The sequence below is a fragment of the Shewanella woodyi ATCC 51908 genome, assembly GCF_000019525.1.
In the GTDB taxonomy this organism is placed as follows: domain Bacteria; phylum Pseudomonadota; class Gammaproteobacteria; order Enterobacterales; family Shewanellaceae; genus Shewanella; species Shewanella woodyi.
Window position 1 is genome coordinate 3300767 of sequence record NC_010506.1, and the last position, 20157, is coordinate 3320923.

Here is a 20157-nt window from a genome sequence, read left to right on the forward strand (position 1 = left end):
AACTTATAATAAAGTCGAATTAAGATAATCTTACTCAATTGTGAACTCACTGTCTTATTTAAATCATGAACTCGAGCAGTTCCCCTCACCGGAATTTGCGCTCACCGATCCCAATGGTCTTCTTGCCGTAGGTGGAGACTTGCAACCTAAGCGATTGCTGAATGCCTATTATGAAGGGATATTTCCTTGGTTTAATATCGATGATCCTATTCTTTGGTGGTCACCGGATCCAAGAGCCGTTTTTGTACCCGGGAACATGAAAACCAGTCGCTCACTGCTTAAGCACCTTAAAAAGCAACCTTGGCGTTACAGCATCAACCATGCTTTTTCTCAAGTCATTGAAGGTTGTGCAGCCCCAAGAAGTTCACAAGATGGAACCTGGATAACTCCAGAGATCCAAGATGCCTACCTTAAACTCCATGAACTGGGTAAAGCCCACTCTATCGAAGTCTGGCACCAAGATGAACTAATTGGAGGTTTGTATGGTTTAGCCACTGGACAGGTTTTTTGTGGTGAGTCCATGTTCCACACACAAACAAACGCCTCTAAAGCTGCTATGCTTTTGTTACACCAGCACTTATTGAAACAAGGTTTTAAACTAATCGACGCTCAGGTAATGAATCCACATCTCGCGTCATTAGGGGCTACAGCATTGAGAAGAAAAGACTTCATAAACCTACTTAAACGTTTTAGAGATTTACCCGTAGCAGCAGATGCTTGGGCCAGATCCGAGGTATCACTTGAGCTTTAAATCACACCCTATCGCCGTTGGCGTAACACAAGCCTTTACCTGTAGCTACCTTGAAGATGAATTAGAGCAACTCCTTGTCTTGCAAGAAGAAACCATTAACCTGGAGTTGTTTGAACAATTATTAGCCTTAGGCTTTAGACGCAGTGGCGGCACAATATACAAGCCACAATGCCCTAGTTGTAACGCTTGTATGCCGATTAGGATCCCAGCAAAAGAGTTCATGCCCTCAAGGCGTCAGAAACGGACATTAAAAAACAATAAAGATATTGTCTGGAAAGTTATCGATAAACAGCAGGAGTATCATTACACACTCTATGAGCGCTATATCAATGAGCGGCATCAAGACGGCCCTATGTATCCCGCCTCTAGAGAGCAGTATGAGCATTTTATTAACTCAGGCTGGATTGAGCCTAGCTTTATCGAGCTTTGGCACGAACAAAGGCTAATTGGCGTTGCAGTCACAGACGTAATGCCCAATAGTCTCTCCGCTATCTACAGCTTCTTCTGTCCCAATGAGCACAAACGCTCATTAGGATCACTACTCATTCTTATTCAGTGTCGGCTTGCCAAACTCATGGATAAAGATTTTGCCTACCTTGGTTATCAAATCGACGAATCGAGAAAGATGAACTACAAACGAAGCTACCTACCCTATCAGATATTAACGCCAAGCGGATGGAAGCAAATAGCTGATGAATAACTGATATTTCAGTTTATGGATAATTTTCAATCAAAAATGAAATATCACTCTTACGACTACATTCCCTTTACAGCAAGGGGAATTTACGGCATGATATGCCCGATTTAATACTTGAAGGCTAACAGGATAACTGATTAATGGCGAAAGAAGACAACATTGAGATGCAAGGCACGATCCTTGAAACCTTGCCGAACACAATGTTTCGTGTAGAGCTAGAGAATGGTCACGTTGTGATCGCACACATCTCAGGTAAAATGCGTAAAAACTACATTCGAATTCTGACCGGTGACAAAGTTACGGTTCAGCTGACCCCTTACGATTTGAGCAAAGGTCGCATCGTCTTCCGTTCACGCTAAGTTAGCTAGTACAGATTTTAAAAGCCGGCTGTGCCGGTTTTTTTACTTTTTAATAAAGTATCGAATTAAAAAAGGCTGCAATCGCAGCCTTTTTTTATATCTAAAACTAAATGGATCAGTGACTTACTTTTTCAAGCGACTCAACAGAGATAGTTATCTCATCTTTGCTTATATCCACATGAGCCACGCCACCTTTCTCAAGCTTACCGAATAAGATCTCATCAGCCAATGGACGTTTAATCAACTCAGTGACCACACGTGACATCGGTCTCGCCCCCATCGCTTTATCGTAACCTTTTTCAGCCAGCAAGGTTCTCGCCTCATCGCTGACATCCAAGGTCACCCCTTTCTCATCAAGCTGAGCTTGCAGTTCAACGAGGAACTTATCGACCACTTTAGCAATAACGGTAAGATCAAGGTGATTAAACCAGATGATCTCATCCAGACGGTTTCTAAATTCTGGTGAGAATACCTTATTGATTTCAGACAGGGCGTCTTGGCTATGATCTTGCTGTTTAAAGCCGATAGACTTTCTTACCGTCTCCTGTACACCAGCATTTGTCGTCATAACCAAGGTCACATGCCTAAAATCGGCTTTGCGTCCATTGTTATCGGTTAAGATACCGTGATCCATCACCTGCAGAAGTAAGTTGTATACATCTGGATGTGCTTTCTCAATCTCATCCAATAACACAACACAATGAGGATTCTTAATCACGGCGTCAGTTAATAAGCCGCCTTGATCATACCCAACATAGCCAGGTGGCGCACCAATCAGGCGAGAAACCGTATGACTCTCCATATACTCAGACATATCAAAACGTACTAAGTTGAGGCCGAGGCATTTAGCCAACTGACTGGTGACCTCAGTTTTACCCACCCCAGTTGGACCTGCAAATAGAAAGCTACCAACAGGTTTATGCTCGCCACTTAAGCCACTACGAGATAAGCGAATAGCTGAGCTAAGGCTCTCTATCGCTTTATCTTGCCCAAACACAACCATCTTAAGGTTACGGTCAAGGTTTTTGAGCATATCCTTGTCAGTCGCCGATACGGACTTCTCAGGAATACGAGCCATCTTAGCGATAATCGCTTCAATCTCATTCTGACCGATGGTCTTCTTACGCTTGCTCGCAGGCTGCATCGCCATGCGTGCGCCGGCTTCATCGATAACATCGATTGCCTTATCGGGCAGATGACGATCGTTGATGTGCTTGTCTGATAAACGGGCTGCAATGCTCAAGGCGGCCATGGTGTATCTTACGCCATGGTGCTCCTCATATTTAGATTTAAGTCCCTGTAGGATCTTAGTGGTCTCAGCAACTGAAGGCTCATTAATATCCACTTTCTGAAAACGTCTAGCCAGTGCTCTATCTTTCTCAAAAATACTTTGATATTCCTGGAAAGTTGTTGAGCCCATACACCTTAATTTGCCGCCAGACAGTAACGGCTTAAGCAGGTTAGATGCATCCATCACCCCACCGGAAGCCGCACCAGCACCGATGATGGTGTGGATCTCATCAATAAATAAAATCGCATGTTCATCGCTTTCAAGCTCTTTAAGCAAACTTTTAAAGCGTTTTTCAAAATCACCGCGATACTTGGTTCCTGCTAACAAAGCACCGAGATCAAGTGAGTAAACCGTTGCCGTACTCATCACCTCTGGCACTTCATTTTTAACTATTCGGTACGCTAATCCCTCGGCAATGGCTGTTTTACCCACCCCAGCTTCACCGACTAATAATGGATTATTCTTTCTTCTTCTACATAAGATCTGAATCGAGCGCTCAATCTCATCACTACGACCAATCAGAGGATCAATACTTCCCTGCATCGCCAATTCATTGAGGTTAGACGCAAACTGAGACAGTTTACTCTTCTCCTCTTCACCCTCGGTTTGATCTTCTATTCGCTCCTGTTGAGAGCTGTGCTCTATCTCATCTTTTGACACACCATGAGAGATAAAATTCACCACATCTAAGCGGGTAACTTCACCATTACGCAACAGATATACCGCTTGTGACTCCTGCTCGCTAAAGATAGCGACCAAAACATTTGCCCCAGTAACTTCGTTACGACCTGAGGACTGAACATGAAAAACCGCTCTTTGCAAAACTCGCTGAAAACCTAATGTTGGCTGAGTTTCCCTCTCATCTTCTGGATCAGCAATAATTGGCGTTGTTTGCTGAATAAAATTAGATACATCCTCTCTCAATTTATCAAGATTTGCTCCGCAAGCCACTAGGGCTTCTTGAGCAGCTGGATTATCTATTAAGGCGAGCAGCAGGTGTTCCACCGTCATATATTCATGACGTGCATCTCTGGCTTGCTGAAATGCCAGATTTAAGGTGACTTCAAGATCTTTATTTAGCATAAGCACCCCCTAAATTTACAACTAAAATAACCCAATTCAGGCTTTCTCTAATGAACACAGTAACGGATGTTGGTTTTGTCTTGCAAATTGATTTACTTGTGCAACCTTAGTTTCTGCAATTCCAAAGGGAAAAATTCCACAAATTCCTTTTCCCTGATGATGGATTGCAAGCATGATATCTGTGGCTTGCTCCTCGGTTTTTTTGAAAAAGAGCTGTAACACCTCAATCACAAAGTCCATCGGAGTATAATCATCATTGTTTAAAATCACCTTGTACATCGAAGGCGGCATGACTTCCGATTCGACACGCTCTTCAACGTGTTCAATATTTCCTGCTTTACCCATGGTTCAATATTAGCCTCTAGTCATCACTTGTACCAATTAAAGAGATTATTCAGTAAAAACTCTTCCTCTACAATCTTCTATCAAGTTCATCAATTGATACAAATTTTACACACAAATGTTGACTTTTTGCTAAAATACTCTTGACATACAAACTCACTGCTTTCATTCTGTTCAACAGGCGGTGAATTGTCCCCGCTTATTTAGTTTTACTATCTTACTGGCAAGTAGACAACAGAAGGAAGTGGAAGTATGGCAAACGGAACTGTTAAATGGTTCAACAACGCCAAAGGATTCGGGTTTATCTGCCCTGAAGCTGGTGGTGAAGACGTTTTTGCACACTATTCTACCATTGAAATGGAAGGCTATCGAACGCTAAAAGCAGGCCAACCAGTCCAATTTGAAGTGGAAGCGGGTCCTAAAGGTATGCACGCGTCAGCTATTTCGCCAACCAATTAGTTTTGGCGATGTAAAAAGTAAAAAAAGGCAGGGTTTTCCCTGCCTTTTTTATTTCTCACAAAAAATAGTTCACAATTAATGCGAAGAGGGATCCCTCTTCGCAGTGACCAACTTATGCAGTAAACAATCCATTTAATGTCGCACTTGGACGCATCTCAGTTGACGCTTTAGCAGCATCTAAACGGTAATAGCCACCAAGATCTGCTGCTGCACCTTGCGCAGAGTTCAGCTCATCAACAATCTTAGCTTCATTGTTAGTCAAAGATTCTGCCAGTGAAGCAAAGTGCGCTTTAAGCTCCGCATCTTGAGTCTGCTTAGCGACTTCCTGAGCCCAGTACATAGCAAGATAGAAATGACTGCCACGATTATCCAGTTGACCAACGCGACGTGAAGGCGACTTGTTTTGATCTAGGAACTGACCGATAGCGGCGTCCAATGTATCTGCTAGCACCTGAGCTTTAGGATTATTGGTCGTTTGGCTTAGGTGCTCAAGAGACGCTGCTAATGCCAAAAACTCACCTAGTGAATCCCAACGCAAGTGACCCTCTTTTTCAACTTGCTGAACATGCTTAGGTGCACTACCACCAGCACCAGTTTCAAATAATCCACCGCCATTCATTAGCGGTACGATAGAGAGCATTTTAGCACTCGTACCAAGCTCTAAAATTGGGAACAGATCTGTTAGGTAATCACGCAATACGTTACCAGTGACAGAGATAGTGTCGAGCCCATCTTTAGTACGTGCCAAGGTAAAACGTGTCGCTTCAACCGGAGACATAATACGGATATCTAGCCCTTCAGTATCATGCTCAGGAAGATATTGATTAACCTTTTTAATGATCTCTGCATCATGACTACGGTTTACATCTAACCAGAATACCGCTGGTGTTGAAGATAGGCGTGAACGCTTAACTGCAAGTTTAACCCAGTCACGGATAGGTGCATCTTTTACCTGACACATTCTCCAGATATCACCAGCTTCAACGTCATGGGAAAGAAGCACTTCTCCTTGACCATTAACCACCTTAACGGTACCTGCTGCTGGGATCTCAAATGTTTTATCGTGGCTACCGTACTCTTCCGCCTTTTGGGCCATCAAACCAACGTTTGGTACACTACCCATGGTCGTTGGATTAAATGCGCCATGCTCTTTACAAAAAGAGATAGTCTCTTGATAAACACCCGCGTAACAACGATCAGGGATCATCGCTTTGGTATCTTTTGGCTGACCATCCACGCCCCACATCATGCCTGATGTACGAATTGCGGCAGGCATTGAAGCATCAATAATCACATCACTTGGTACGTGTAAATTAGTGATCCCCTTATCTGAATCAACCATCGCAAGCTCAGGACGGCTTTCATATATAGCAGCAATGTCCGCTTCAATCGCGGCTTTTTGCTCAGCTGGAAGTTGAGCTATCTTGGCGTAAACATCACCAACACCGTTATTAACATCGACACCTAGCTCTTCAAATAACTCTCCATGCTTTGCAAACAGTTCTTTATAATAAACTTTAACCGCATGACCGAACAAAATTGGATCGGAGACCTTCATCATGGTGGCTTTTAAGTGAAGTGAAAGCAGCACACCTTGGTTTTTTGCCTCATCAATCTCACGCTCAAAGTAGCTGATAAGCGCTTTTTTACTCATCACAGCAGCATCAACTACCTCACCAGCTAATAATCCCAACGACGACTTCAGGATCTGCTCAGTACCGTCAGCCTTAGCCAGCACTATGTTGACCTGTTGATCGGCCTCTAAGGTTAAGGACTTTTCACTGCCGTAAAAATCACCTTCACTCATATGTGCAACGTGGCTTTTAGAGTCTGTGCTCCATGCACCCATTGAATGAGGATTTTTCTGTGCATATTTCTTTACAGAACCTGGTGCACGACGATCTGAGTTACCTTCACGAAGAACTGGGTTTACTGCGCTTCCTTTGATCTTATCAAAACGCGCTTTTATTTCACGCTCTGCATCATTTGCAGGCTCATCTGGATATGAAGGAATATCGTAGCCTTTGTTTTGTAATTCTAAAATACACGCTTTGAGTTGAGGAATAGAGGCACTGATATTCGGTAGCTTAATGATATTCGCTTCAGGCTTACCAGCTAGAACACCCAGCTCAGCAAGGGCATCACCTATTTTCTGACTGTCTGATAGTTTCTCAGGAAAGTTTGCAATAACTCGACCCGAAAGAGAGATATCACGGGTTTCTACATTCACGCCTGCCGCTTGAGTAAAAGTTTTAATGATAGGCAGTAAAGATAGGGTGGCGAGTGCCGGTGCTTCATCTGTTTCAGTATAGATAATGGTTGAATTGTCGGTCATTTTTCGTCCTACATTATTGTAAAATAGAGAATTTAAAATATTTTATTTTTACACTGCTTATTTTATAAACTGCAGTTGGATCTGTGCTTTTAATTAGCACTTTTATTGAGGTCTTGGTCATGCCCAGACCCGATAATCTTGTTATACCCAATTTAGGTATCAGAGGCATTGAAGAAAGGATAAGGTGCCTTATTGAGTGGGGCTATTCCCCACAAAATAGACACAGTCTAAACCTTCATATCACGTAATGCCGCTTAAGCTGAACTTCTCAAAATACTGTGACAACTTGGCTTAGATCACACTTTTGTCGCGCACATCATAAAACATTCTTCGCAATATTCAAATTCCACTAATGGCGAATGCAAAGTACACTGTAAACATTAAGTCATTTTCTGACAGAAGATAAGTTAGCGTGAGTCACACAATTAAACAAAAGTCTCAATCAAAAAGAGCGACCACAACCTCCAAAAGAGGCGATCAGAAGCGAGCTTCTTGGTTTAACAAAAATCAGCCAAAATCTAAAGCTCCTCAAATGCGTACTGGTAAAGGCAAAACTGTTGAACCTGTTATCGTTCTTTTTAATAAGCCCTTTGACGTGCTGTGCCAGTTTACCGATGAACAGGGACGTCAAACATTAAAAGACTTTATCCCTATTCCCGGCGTATATGCAGCAGGAAGACTCGACAGGGACAGTGAAGGACTGTTACTGCTTACCAATGACGGTAAACTTCAATCTAAACTCACTGAGCCTAAAAAAAAGACATTCAAAACCTATTGGGCGCAAGTTGAAGGCGCACCAGATGAAGCTCAATTAGATCTGTTACGTAAGGGCGTCGAACTAAAAGATGGCATGACGCTACCTGCAAAAATCAGCATCATGTCGCAACCTACTGTTTGGGAACGTGTTCCACCGATCCGAGAGCGTAAAGCTATCCCAACCACTTGGTTAGAGATCCAGATCTGTGAAGGGCGTAACCGTCAAGTAAGAAGAATGACTGCCCATATCGGTTTTCCAACGCTCAGACTCATTCGCTATAAAATAGGTCAATGGAGTCTTGATGATCTCAGTCCAGGTCAATACCAGAGTATTGATATGAAAAATAAAGCCGTATGTCAGTAATAAGGAGCACACCATGAAGCCAAGGTACAGACCCAATGTGACTGTAGCTTGTATTGTGCAGTGTCAAGATAAGTATCTTATGGTTGAGGAGCTCATCGATGGGCAAACTCGTTACAATCAGCCCGCAGGACACTTAGAGAAAGGTGAATCAATCACTCAAGCTTGCGAGCGAGAGGTATTTGAGGAAACAGGGATCAAGCTTAAAGTTCAGGAGCTAGTTGGGATCTATCAATTCAATCCTGATGACACGCTAGCCTTTCTTAGGTTTACCTTCTTTGCTCAACTTTCAAGCTGTGTAAATGCTACGCCTCAAGATACAGATATTCAAGCTGCACACTGGTTAACTTTTGATGAAATTCAGGCGCTAGCGGCTAAATTAAGAAGCCCATTAGTACTCACCAGTCTCGATGACGCCAGAAATAAAACACACTATCCGCTAGAACTGCTCAATAGCCAGTATCTCAGGTTAGCTCCAAGCCAGAATGCGTGATAGAATACGCCCCCGAAAATATAGCTTCTTTTTTAGATGACTTCTACATGACTGACCTAGCCTCACATGGGTTTAACTCAAGGCTAAATATCACGACTCATCTCTCTTTCAAGCTATCTAGGTATATTCAACGGTTTTAGGAACTATGGCGATAATCGAACCAACTGCGGCATTAATCGAACCCACTGCTAATAAAAAAGTCATTGTCGGCATGTCCGGCGGTGTTGACTCATCAGTTTCGGCTTACTTGTTACTTAAACAGGGCTATCAAGTCGAAGGTCTTTTCATGAAAAACTGGGAAGAAGATGACACCGATGAATATTGTGCTGCTGCAGATGACCTTAAAGACGCGCAAGCGGTATGCGATAAGCTGGGCATAAAACTGCACACAGTAAACTTTGCCTCTGAATATTGGGACAATGTTTTCGAATACTTTCTAGCAGAGTACAAGGCAGGCAGAACGCCAAATCCAGATATTATCTGTAATAAAGAGATAAAATTTAAGGCATTTCTTGAGTTTGCAGATGATATTTTAGACGCTGACTACATCGCCATGGGGCACTATGTTCGCCGTAGTGATGACAGCGGTCAAAGCCAGATGCTACGAGGTATCGACGGCAATAAAGATCAAAGCTATTTTCTCTATACACTGAGCCATGAGCAAGTTTCCCGCTCACTATTTCCTGTCGGTGAGCTTGAAAAAAGTGAAGTCAGGGAGATTGCCAAAGAGATGGGACTTATCACCCATGATAAAAAAGATAGTACTGGGATCTGTTTTATCGGTGAGCGTAAGTTCACTGACTTCCTCAGCACCTTCCTGCCTGCACAGCCTGGTAATATTGAGACTGCTGAAGGTGAAGTCATTGGAACCCATCAAGGCTTGATGTATCACACCCTTGGACAGCGTAAAGGTCTAGGGATCGGTGGAATGAAAAACAGTAACGATGATCCTTGGTATGTGGTTGATAAAGAGATGGACCGCAATGTATTAGTTGTGGGTCAAGGTGGTAACCACCCTCGCCTTATGTCGACGGGTTTTTATGCTGACCAACTTCACTGGGTTGACCGTATTGGTCCTGACAATGGCGCAAAAATTACAGTTAAGACTCGTTACCGTCAAAGAGACGTAGCCTGCAGCTTACATTACGATGGCGAAGACAGGGTAAAAGTACTCTTTGATGAACCTGTTGCAGCAGTGACACCAGGCCAATCAGCCGTTTTTTATGATGCCGAAGTATGCTTAGGCGGCGGTATCATCGATTCACTAATCAGAGAATAAGACGTGAGCGAGCTTTTAGATGAACGCACGATGGCATTTGCAGGGATCTTACAGGCTATTGGCCAGGTTCAGCATATTGCCAGACACGGTAATTCAGACAATGACAGTCTAGCGGCGAGTCTGAATACTGTACTAGTTACCAATCCAGACTCCACCTCAGATGTATACGCTGATAAGACAGCATTGAACAAAGGCTATCAGCTTATCGTCAATCAGCTTGGTGATAGTAAAGATAAAGATGTTGAGATCACCCGCTACTTAGTTGGGATCTTAGCCCTTGAACGTAAGTTATCTCGCGGTAATGCCATGGGTCTCTTAGCGGAAAGGATCAATCAGGTTCACCGCCAACTGCATCACTTTAGCATCACAGATGAACAAGTGATCGCAAACTTTGCAGGGATCTACAGTGATGTGATCAGCACACTTGGTCCTAAAATTCAGATATCAGGTAATCCTGAGTTTCTGAAACAGAATCAGGTTCAAGAAAAAATTCGAGCATTACTGTTATCGGCCATGCGCAGTGCAGTTTTGTGGCGTCAACTAGGTGGCAAGCGTAGACATCTAGTCTTCGCCAGAAAGTCCATTCTAGATATTGCTAATAAAAGTCTTACCCTATAATAAGTTAAGTTCATTAAGGAGCTTCATAATGGAACTATCCGCACTAACTGCTATCTCTCCTGTAGACGGTCGTTATGGTAGTAAAACCGCCTCATTGAGAGGGATCTTCAGCGAGTACGGCCTGACCAAGTACCGTGTTCAAGTCGAAATTAACTGGTTAAAGCTACTCTCTAGCTGCCCAGAGATTGAGGAAGTTCCTCCATTTAGCGAAACCGCTTTGGCGCTACTTGATAGCATTAAAGATAACTTTAATGAAGCTGATGCCCTGCGTATTAAAACCATTGAAGCAACAACAAACCATGATGTTAAAGCCGTTGAATACTTCATCAAGGAGCAGATAGCAGATAATGCCGAGCTTGTTGCCATCGATGAGTTTGTTCACTTTGCCTGTACTTCAGAAGATATTAATAACCTTTCTCATGGTTTAATGCTTCTTGAAGCCCGTGAGCAGGTGCTTGTTCCATACTGTCAACAGATAGTCGATGCGATTAAAGGCCTAGCAAGAGAGCACCGCTCAGTGCCATTAATGTCACGTACTCACGGACAACCAGCATCTCCATCGACTTTAGGTAAAGAGATGGCGAACGTTGCCATTCGTCTTGAGCGTCAACTTAAGCAGATCGAAAGTGTTGAAGTGATGGGTAAAATCAATGGTGCTGTTGGTAACTACAACGCGCACCTATCAGCATACCCAGAGGTTGATTGGCACGCCGTTTCTGAGCGTTTTGTCACTAGCCTTGGCCTTAACTGGAACCCATACACAACTCAAATCGAACCACACGATTATATTGCTGAGTTGTTTGATGCCGTAGCCCGTTTCAACACTATCTTGATCGACTTTGATCGTGATATCTGGGGTTATATCGCATTGGGTCACTTCAAGCAGAAGACTATTGCTGGTGAGATCGGTTCTTCAACCATGCCTCATAAAGTTAACCCTATCGACTTTGAAAATTCAGAAGGTAACTTAGGCATCGCTAACGCGCTAATGCAACACTTAGCGGCTAAACTTCCTGTTTCACGCTGGCAGCGTGACTTGACTGACTCTACAGTGCTACGTAACTTAGGTGTTGGTATGGCTCATGCTTTGATTGCATACCAATCAACCCTAAAAGGGATCAGCAAGCTTGAAGTAAACGAAGAGCAACTTCGTGCAGAATTAGACAAAAACTGGGAAGTATTGGCTGAACCTGTACAAACCGTAATGCGCCGTTACGGCATCGAAAAGCCATATGAAAAACTCAAAGAGTTAACACGTGGTAAGCGTATCGATGGTGAGCAGCTAGCTCAGTTTATCGACGGCTTAGCGCTACCTCAAGAGGTTAAAGTTGAGCTTAAGAAGATGACGCCGGCTAACTACATCGGTCGTGCAGAATCTTTTGTAGACGAAATGAAGTGATCTGCATTTAGATTAATGCACTAATAGTATCGATAAAAAGCGGTAAGCTAACACTTACCGCTTTTTTTATAGATAAACACATAACCGAATTAAGTATATGTATAAACTAAATCTGAATGTGGCTGAGTTTTTAACTCAATACTGGCAAAAGAAGCCCCTTGTCATTAAAGGAGCCTTTACTGGCTTTATCGACCCAATTGGTGCCGATGAGCTTGCAGGGCTTGCATGCGAAGAGGAGATTTCATCTCGAATCGTGCTAACAAAAGAGCGCGACTGGGAGATCATTCAAGGTCCTATCGAAGATTATAATCAGTTTGGTGAAAAGAACTGGCAATTACTGGTTCAAGCCGTGAACCACTGGTACCCAGATACGGCTCCGCTTATTGATGCTTTTAGGTTTATTCCCGACTGGCGCTTTGATGATCTCATGGTCTCCTTCGCCACTCAAGGTGGCGGAGTCGGTCCCCATATCGACAACTATGATGTCTTTCTGCTTCAAGGTGAAGGCACTAGACGCTGGCGAGTTGGTGCTAAAGGGGATTATACGCCGAGGGGCGGCGATACCAATACCGCACTGATTGACGATTTTGAGCCCATTATTGATGTGGTTCTCGAAGCTGGGGATATGCTTTATATACCGCCAGGATATCCCCATTGCGCAGAAACCCTCACTACCGCATTAAGTTACTCTATTGGATTTCGAGCCCCAAGCCAGCAGGAGCTATTTAGTAGTATTGCCGACCACCTGCTTGATACCAATACTGGCTTAAAACGCTTTACTTCATCGAGTGAACCCACATCGGCGTCAACAGTCCCCTTTGAGCATCAACAAGGGATGTTAAACCAGATAAATGAGCTGTTTAGTCAGCCTGAGTTTTACCAAACAGCGTTAGGACAACTGCTAAGCCAGAATCGATTTGAGCTTGATTTATCGACTCCCGATACCCCCTACAATCTTGACGATTTGATGCATGCCCTGTCTGAAGGTGCTGAAGTCCACAGAGTGGGTGGTTTAAAGGTGCTACAACTCGAAGGTGACAGCAATAGACTCTTTATTAATGGAGAGGTGTTTAGCTGCGAGCAACTCGAGCAGAGTGATATTACAAAGTTAGCTGACAGATTTGCTCTCGATAACCAGCAAGCAACAGCCCTGTGTCAATCAAGTAAAATTAAAGAGCTCATTTTAGCGTTACTGAATAGAGGCTACTATTACTTAGCCTAATACCTATCAATATATGAGCATTAAACTAAAATGGCACCTATATTAGGTGCCATTTTTATCTGCTACTTGTTTAAAACAGTAGAGGTTTTACCTGACTAGCCCCACAGTTTTTCATCACCTTGGATCTGATAAAGGCTCTCAGCACGGGAAACCAAAAGTTGAGCAAACTTAGCTTGAGTTGGATCTTGAGTTGCCCCTGATTTAATCAGGTTTTCCGCCTTCATCTGCCACATCATCGAAAAGTGACGCAGCGCATCACGAGCCGTTTCTGCAACCTTAACATCAACATAATCACTGGGGAGATCACCAGACATAACCCAAAAAGTTTGCTTAGTGGGTTGCTTAGATTCCATCTTCCAAACCGCGACATAAGGGGCTAAATAGCGGCTATCATCAGCAATCACTTTACTTGGTATCACGCCCTTTTCAGCCAGAAATCGATTCGCTTTTTGAAAGTGCTCTCTAATCCACTCCTGCCTCAAAGCTTCTTGTTGCTCTGCATTTAACTCTGGCGCCTGAGTGTCTACTTGTTCAGTCATATCTGCATCCTATCTTATTGTTATATGTAAACCTGTAACCGCTTTCCCAAAAATAACGTGACTGAATCGTGATAAACACCACTCAGATTGACGTTAACGTAAAGTGGAAAGCAAAATTGCCACACAGATCACAATTAATCCAAACCTTTACTTTGTTGAGAGTATCCCTAAATGCTATCGTTCTGCAATAATTTTAATAAGGCACCGAATAAACTCTTTATTAAGTGCTTGTGTTTAAATCCCTAGGGGAGAACCGTTACGTGGCTGTATTCAATCATATCTCTTTTGACGAACATGAACAGGTCGTTTTTTGTCAAGATAAGGAGAGCGGCTTAAGAGCCATCGTTGCTGTCCATAATACTAATTTAGGCCCAGCTGTTGGCGGCTGTAGAATGTGGAATTACGAGTCTGACGATGAGGCACTCAACGATGTGCTTCGTTTATCACGCGGTATGACATATAAAAATGCCCTTGCAGGTTTGGAGATGGGGGGCGGAAAGTCTGTCATTATTGCTGATCCAAAGACCCAAGACAGAGAAGCTCTATTTCGCGCCTTTGGCCGCTGCATTGATGGATTAGGTGGTAAGTATTATTCAGCTGAAGATGTGGGTGTGTCGACTGCCGACATTATGATCGCTCACGAAGAAACTCCTTATATGGCTGGACTTGAAGGAAAAAGTGGCGATCCTTCACCTTTTACCGCTTTAGGTACCTACTTAGGGATCAAGGCTGCCGTTAAGCATCAACGTGGTATTGATAGCCTTAAAGGGCTTAAGATTTCCGTTCAAGGTGTTGGCCATGTAGGTTACTACTTATGCCGTCACCTGCATCAAGAAGGCGCTGAACTTATCGTTACCGATATCAACCAATCCTCTTTGGATAGGGTTGCGACAGAGTTTGGTGCGACCGTTGTGGCTCCTCAAGATATCTACCATCAGGATGTCGATATTTATGCACCGTGTGCCCTGGGCGCGACGATTAATGACACCACAATTCCGCTGCTTAAGGCTACTATCGTTGCTGGATGTGCAAACAACCAGTTGGCAGAAGCCAGACATGGTGAGAAGCTAAAAGAGCTTGGCGTCTTGTACGCTCCTGATTATGTCATTAATGCGGGTGGGATCATTAATGTCTCGTTTGAGAAAGATTACGACGCGACATTAGCAACTCAAAAAGTTGAAGAGATCTATAACACGCTGACACGTATTTTTGTGCAGGCAGATAAGCAAGATCGCACCACGTCATCGGTTGCCGATGATCTTGCTCGCGCCATCATTGAAGCCGCTAAATAGTGACTTAATTTTGTAAAAATATGACCGAATGATCATAAAACAACCAAGGGGTGGAATATCAATTCTATCCCTTTTTTTTATGCCAAAATTTATTTTCGCAAGCCTACCAAAGAGATAGTTAAACAGCACAGAAAATTAATCATTATGAACTGGATATTGTCATATTTGTCTGCTTGACTTAGAGGCTCGTTACCTCGCTTAGGAAAACAATATGGTTACTTTCAAGTATGATCTCAATCAAGATATTGTTGAACTTCAAGCAAGCAATTGGTGTGGGCTTGAACAGGTATACATTAACGGGAAACGAGTCTCGAGAAAATTAAACTTTGGACAACACAGTGAACATGAAGTTAAACTTCATGATGGAAATCCTTGTAAATTTCAACTACTTATTGACCCATCGTCTGAGCAGATGGTATGCAGGATCTACAGGAAAAACAATCTTGTTGCCAGTATAAAGCAGGGTAAGGAGAACCTGAGTCAGAGCAGAAGGTCACTGCAAAACTGGGCAATATTCTTCACACTCTCTAGCTTATTGTTATTACTGTTAAATTAAAAAAGGGCAGGACTACCAAGCCTGCCCTATCCTTTTTAGCCTGATGACTCACACAGGCATTTCCATTAAATAACTCTCCCTCTATAAACTAATACCACATCGGATAACCACAACTGTGTAAGCAATAAAGGGATAAACAAAAACTACGATCTAACAAGTTGAAAACAATTAGGCTTGGTCTGGGGGAAAGCGGTTAATTTTATTGAGTAGGCTCACAAACGCGAGACGCTCATCCATTGATAAGTTCTCTAAAAAATGTTCGTTGACTCGCTCTGCTTCAACAATAAGATCTTGCTCTAACGCTTTGCCTGAGTCTGTGAGGAGTATTTGGAAAGCCCGACGATTATCGGCTTCTTGATGACGAGTAACAAGCCCCTGAGTCTGCAGCTGGTCCAAAATACGTGTCATCGTATAGTTGGCTACATCACAACGTTTAGAGAGTTCAGTCTGAGTGATCCCCTCCTCTTGCCACAGGGCAAAAAGAACCGGCCACAACTTAATATCCAACTGGTAACGTTTAAGCTTTTGATCCAATGCATTTTGCAGATCAACATTCAAATGAGAAACCAGATAGCCTAAACTTTCTGACTGTTTCAAGCAGCACCTCCACAATATGAGCACCTGATTTAATATTACCACTTAGTTGGCAAGAAACTAGCGATAGCGGAAACAAATTCACATTTAAAGTATAATGCATTGTTTTTAAAATAGATTAATTATCTACTAATATATACTCATTAATAAAACGGTAGTAGCATGCACGCCCTAGTTTGGCAGTGTTCTCTCTTTCAAGTGTGAGCGTGATCTCTTCATCCTTGATATCAAAATCTTGAATTCCTGAGATTTTATGCACAATACCCAGTGAGGTCACGACATCCATCCCCGCCTCATTGCATCGCTGGTAATCCACAATAACCAAGGGGTGATCAACCACTTCAACTTTGAGTTTCTCAGCAGGAGTAATAAGAAAGTATTCACCGTCAACTTGATAAAGAATGGACGAGAACAGGCGCGCAAATTTACTGGGTAATGGTTCCTCAAGATAGAACCAATCCCCTTTACCATCTATCTTAAACAATACTGCTTGAGTGCACAGCTCTGTCTCTTTTGTCAGTTGAGTCAGAGTTTGCTCTGCGCAGATACGCTTATCACTCATACTACCTCCATGAGGCCAGAATAAACTTGCCTCATCACCGGTTGAGATTGAATTATATTAAGCTAAGCAGCGCTTCAAGAGGGTGTTTAGGCTTAAAGCCACCGAAACGTTTAACCTGACTACGACAGGAGTAACCTGAAACTAATATCTGCTCTTGAGGTAACTCCTTTAATGCCTGCTCCCAAGACATACTGAAGAGTTCGCGGGAACGTTGCTGATTCTCCAATTCATGACCATAAGTTCCCGCCATACCGCAGCAGCCCATATTGGCCGTTTTAAGCTCTGCACCAAAGTGTGCAAATATCAACTGCCACTCTTTTGCTGTATTAGGTTTAGCCGTTGACTCTGTACAGTGGCTAAACCAGGTGAACTCTGGCTTTAATTCTGGCTTTAACTCAGAGCTTGGCCTACTGACACTGTGAGACTTTATCGCCTCTAGTAACCACTCGTTTGCAAGCTTTACTTCAAAATCACCGCACTCATCACCAAGTACTTCTCGGTATTCATCACGATAACAGAGCACCATAGCAGGATCGACGCCTACCATAGGGATGTTAAGTTTATGCACCTGAGCTAAAAAATCTGCCGACGACTTGGCCGTTTTAGCAAATTTATCTAAGAAACCTTTAATGTGAATAGGCTTTCCATTTGGCTTAAATGGAAGCAGAACAGGTTTTAAGCCCATTTTTTCAATCAGCTTAATAAAACGGTAAACCGTTCCTGCCTCGTAATAACTGTTAAATGGATCTTGCACTACCAACACATATTCACAGCGTTCATCGTCAGGGATTGCAGCTAACGCTTCAAGATCGTATCCCCTGCTACCATGGCCATCCAGACGCTGTTTAAGGGTTGGTACCGACAATGCTGGTGCATCAACATACCCCAGTGCTCGTTTTATCACCCACTGGCTAACAGGGTTCTGAGAAACGGCATTCGTTAGCTTTGGCATACTGGCCATGACTGGAAGCGCATCTTCTATGCCCGCAACCAAGTAATCCTTTGTTGGACGCAGATACCTCTGATAGTAGATATTAAAAAACTGAGCCCTGAACTTAGGCACATCGACCTTAACCGGACATTGAGATGAACATGCCTTACAGGCTAGGCAGCCCTTTAGCGATTCCATCACTTCATGGGAGTAGTCGTATTCACTCTCTATCTTTAAACTATTTTGTGCTCTTTGAAGCAGTCCTAATGGTTTTGCTTTGGCTAAAGCATCAAGATCTACCCCTTCACTCTCAAGTAGGCGAAGCCATTCACGCATTAAACCCGCTCGGCCTTTCGGTGACTGTACTCTGTCACCAGTCACTTTAAATGAGGGACACATGGGCGAATAATGGCTGTAGTTAAAACATAAACCATTGCCGTTACAGTTCATCACATCAGGGAAAGCATCACGGGTCTTAATTGGGATCTGTCTGTCAAAGCTACCACGCTTAGCACTGTCAACATTGTAGATAAGCGCACCCGCACCTTTAGGAGCAACAAGCTTACCTGGATTGAGCTTGTTATGGGGGTCGAAAAGGCCTTTTACCTCCTCAAGTAAACCATAGAGCTCATCACCAAAAACAGCAGGGCCGTATTCACCACGTACCCCTTTACCATGCTCTCCCCACATTAAGCCGCCATACTTGAGGGTCAAGTCAGCAACCTGATCCGACACAGTCTTAAGCAGTCTTTCATCATTGATATCACACATATCCAGTGCAGGCCTAACGTGTAAAACACCTGCATCGACATGGCCAAACATGCCATATTGCAACTGATGGCTATCAAGTAGCGCTCTAAACTCCATAATGAAATCGGCGAGCTTTTCTGGTGGTACGGCAGTGTCCTCAGCAAATGCCAGTGGCTTACGTCTCCCTTTTGTTGCGCCAAGCAGGCCTACCGCTTTTTTTCGCATCGCATAGATCATATTAATGCTGGGTTTATCGCTGGTAACCTGATACCCAAGTAATCCACCAGCAGAGGCGTTTATCTGTTGCTCAAGAACAGATTCAAGTTCAGCAACTTTGGCTTCAACCTCCTCTTTATCTCCAGCAAACTCAACCATATTGAGACCGTCGATAACACTACCAGGCACCTCTTTTATCAAATCTGAAACCGAATGCCAGATAATGTCTTGCTGGGCAAGGTTGAGCACTTTAGAGTCGACCGTTTCAACTACCGTCGCTTTAGCTTTGACTAAGTCTGGCGCGTGCCTCAATGCCGACTCAAACGAGTCATACTTGATATTGACCATCATGCGCACACTTGGCAGTGGTGTGATATTAAGCTTAGCTTCGGTGATAACCGCAAGGGTTCCCTCAGATCCTGTTAAGATCCGAGATAGATTGAACTCACTGAGCTCATCATTCCACACATTTTTCAGATCATAACCTGTCAGAAAGCGGTTTAATTTAGGAAAGCGAGCTTCAATTTCAGCGCGGTTATTACGACAAATTGAAGCTACCTCTTCGGTTAACTTTTGCCCCAAAGCATTCTGCGTAACATCGTCTATACGAGCCAATTCATCATTAGAGACAGTGGTGGTCTCAAGTACGCTGCCATCATAAAGCACACTCGATAACCCAAGCACATGATCTGATGTTTTCCCATACACTAAGGAGCCAGCACCAGATGCATCGGTATTAACCATGCCACCTATGGTGGCTCGATTGGATGTAGAGAGATCTGGACTAAAGAAGAAACCATGAGGGCGCAGCGCATCATTAAGTGCATCTTTCACCACACCAGCCTGAACCTTGACCCAGCCCTCCTCAGCATTGATTTCAACCACTTTATTAAGGTAACGCGACAAGTCTAAAATTAATCCGTGGGTAAGTGATTGGCCATTGGTTCCCGTGCCGCCACCTCTGGCACTAAACACCACTTTATCAAACTCACTTTTTGCCGCTAATGTCAGAGCAATGCTGACATCTTGTTGATTTTTAGGGTAGATAACCGCTTGTGGTAAAAACTGATAGACCGAATTATCCGTGGCTTGGGCTAAACGAGCACTATAACGTTTATCAATATCACCACTGAACTCACTCTGGGCTAACGCACCAAGAAAGGAGAGGTATACAGGTTCAAGCGTTTGTTCATGGGATAATTTAGGCAAGCTCACGTTCGGCGACATATTAGTTTCTATCTATATTTTTTTATTAGTTGGCTAAACAGTATA

19 protein-coding genes are annotated in these 20157 nt (G+C 43.4%); 12 read left to right on the forward strand and 7 right to left on the reverse strand.

Annotation, left to right across the window (positions count from 1 at the left end; all coding sequences use genetic code 11):
• Positions 1–40 precede the first annotated feature (40 nt).
• From aat to infA, 3 genes are all read left to right on the forward strand, one after another.
• On the forward strand, positions 41–751 hold the full coding sequence (gene aat, locus SWOO_RS13885; protein ID WP_012325311.1) for a leucyl/phenylalanyl-tRNA--protein transferase: 711 nt from the start codon (positions 41–43) through the stop codon (positions 749–751).
• Positions 741–1451: an arginyltransferase gene (locus tag SWOO_RS13890; RefSeq protein WP_012325312.1), complete on the forward strand. Its 711-nt coding sequence runs from the start codon at positions 741–743 to the stop codon at positions 1449–1451. The genes aat and SWOO_RS13890 overlap by 11 nt, the downstream gene beginning before the upstream one ends.
• Before the next feature lie 137 nt (positions 1452–1588).
• Positions 1589–1807, forward strand: a complete 219-nt coding sequence (gene infA, locus SWOO_RS13895) for a translation initiation factor IF-1 (RefSeq protein ID WP_011865366.1) — start codon at positions 1589–1591, stop codon at positions 1805–1807.
• Positions 1808–1922: 115 nt separating this feature from the next.
• Here infA and clpA read toward each other — a convergent pair whose 3' ends face one another.
• Together clpA and clpS are read right to left on the reverse strand one after the other, a co-directional pair.
• Complete coding sequence (clpA, locus tag SWOO_RS13900) at positions 1923–4181, reverse strand: ATP-dependent Clp protease ATP-binding subunit ClpA (RefSeq protein ID WP_012325313.1); 2259 nt, start codon at positions 4179–4181, stop codon at positions 1923–1925.
• A gap of 36 nt (positions 4182–4217) precedes the next feature.
• Positions 4218–4526: an ATP-dependent Clp protease adapter ClpS gene (clpS, locus tag SWOO_RS13905; protein ID WP_012325314.1), complete on the reverse strand. Its 309-nt coding sequence runs from the start codon at positions 4524–4526 to the stop codon at positions 4218–4220.
• 249 nt (positions 4527–4775) lie between these two features.
• On the opposite strand from clpS, the gene cspD reads away from it, so the two are divergent.
• Positions 4776–4982 (forward strand): cold shock domain-containing protein CspD, encoded by a 207-nt coding sequence (cspD, locus tag SWOO_RS13910; RefSeq protein ID WP_012142231.1) that lies wholly within the window; start codon positions 4776–4778, stop codon positions 4980–4982.
• Between the two features lie 112 nt (positions 4983–5094).
• On the opposite strand, the gene SWOO_RS13915 is transcribed toward cspD, so the two are convergent.
• Positions 5095–7317, reverse strand: a complete 2223-nt coding sequence (locus tag SWOO_RS13915; protein ID WP_012325315.1) for an NADP-dependent isocitrate dehydrogenase — start codon at positions 7315–7317, stop codon at positions 5095–5097.
• A 412-nt stretch (positions 7318–7729) separates the two neighbouring features.
• Between SWOO_RS13915 and SWOO_RS13920 the strand changes: the two genes are divergently transcribed.
• From SWOO_RS13920 to SWOO_RS13945, 6 genes are all read left to right on the forward strand, one after another.
• On the forward strand, positions 7730–8437 hold the full coding sequence (locus SWOO_RS13920) for an rRNA large subunit pseudouridine synthase E (RefSeq protein WP_012325316.1): 708 nt from the start codon (positions 7730–7732) through the stop codon (positions 8435–8437).
• A gap of 13 nt (positions 8438–8450) precedes the next feature.
• Positions 8451–8927, forward strand: a complete 477-nt coding sequence (locus tag SWOO_RS13925) for an NUDIX hydrolase (protein WP_012325317.1) — start codon at positions 8451–8453, stop codon at positions 8925–8927.
• Positions 8928–9072: 145 nt separating this feature from the next.
• Positions 9073–10206, forward strand: a complete 1134-nt coding sequence (gene mnmA / locus SWOO_RS13930; RefSeq protein WP_012325318.1) for a tRNA 2-thiouridine(34) synthase MnmA — start codon at positions 9073–9075, stop codon at positions 10204–10206.
• Positions 10207–10209: 3 nt separating this feature from the next.
• Positions 10210–10824, forward strand: a complete 615-nt coding sequence (hflD, locus tag SWOO_RS13935; protein ID WP_012325319.1) for a high frequency lysogenization protein HflD — start codon at positions 10210–10212, stop codon at positions 10822–10824.
• Between the two features lie 28 nt (positions 10825–10852).
• Positions 10853–12223: an adenylosuccinate lyase gene (purB, locus tag SWOO_RS13940; RefSeq protein WP_012325320.1), complete on the forward strand. Its 1371-nt coding sequence runs from the start codon at positions 10853–10855 to the stop codon at positions 12221–12223.
• A 97-nt stretch (positions 12224–12320) separates the two neighbouring features.
• Positions 12321–13445, forward strand: coding sequence for a ribosomal protein uL16 3-hydroxylase (locus SWOO_RS13945; protein WP_012325321.1), 1125 nt, complete (start codon positions 12321–12323; stop codon positions 13443–13445).
• A 95-nt stretch (positions 13446–13540) separates the two neighbouring features.
• Here the strand turns inward: SWOO_RS13945 and SWOO_RS13950 are convergent, their stop codons facing one another.
• The gene (locus SWOO_RS13950) at positions 13541–13984 is read right to left on the reverse strand and encodes a DUF4826 family protein (RefSeq protein ID WP_012325322.1); all 444 of its coding nucleotides are present in this window, start codon (positions 13982–13984) and stop codon (positions 13541–13543) included.
• Positions 13985–14244: 260 nt separating this feature from the next.
• On the opposite strand from SWOO_RS13950, the gene SWOO_RS13955 reads away from it, so the two are divergent.
• Together SWOO_RS13955 and SWOO_RS13960 are read left to right on the forward strand one after the other, a co-directional pair.
• Positions 14245–15276: a Leu/Phe/Val dehydrogenase gene (locus SWOO_RS13955; RefSeq protein ID WP_012325323.1), complete on the forward strand. Its 1032-nt coding sequence runs from the start codon at positions 14245–14247 to the stop codon at positions 15274–15276.
• Between the two features lie 211 nt (positions 15277–15487).
• A complete protein-coding gene (locus tag SWOO_RS13960; RefSeq protein WP_012325324.1) occupies positions 15488–15832 on the forward strand; it encodes a hypothetical protein in 345 nt (114 codons plus the stop codon).
• Positions 15833–16000: 168 nt separating this feature from the next.
• On the opposite strand, the gene SWOO_RS13965 is transcribed toward SWOO_RS13960, so the two are convergent.
• The 3 genes from SWOO_RS13965 to ydiJ form a co-directional block, all read right to left on the reverse strand.
• On the reverse strand, positions 16001–16429 hold the full coding sequence (locus tag SWOO_RS13965) for a MarR family winged helix-turn-helix transcriptional regulator (RefSeq protein WP_041417658.1): 429 nt from the start codon (positions 16427–16429) through the stop codon (positions 16001–16003).
• Between the two features lie 115 nt (positions 16430–16544).
• Positions 16545–16988: a DUF1285 domain-containing protein gene (locus SWOO_RS13970; protein WP_012325326.1), complete on the reverse strand. Its 444-nt coding sequence runs from the start codon at positions 16986–16988 to the stop codon at positions 16545–16547.
• 52 nt (positions 16989–17040) lie between these two features.
• Complete coding sequence (gene ydiJ, locus SWOO_RS13975) at positions 17041–20112, reverse strand: D-2-hydroxyglutarate dehydrogenase YdiJ (RefSeq protein WP_012325327.1); 3072 nt, start codon at positions 20110–20112, stop codon at positions 17041–17043.
• Positions 20113–20157 lie beyond the last annotated feature (45 nt).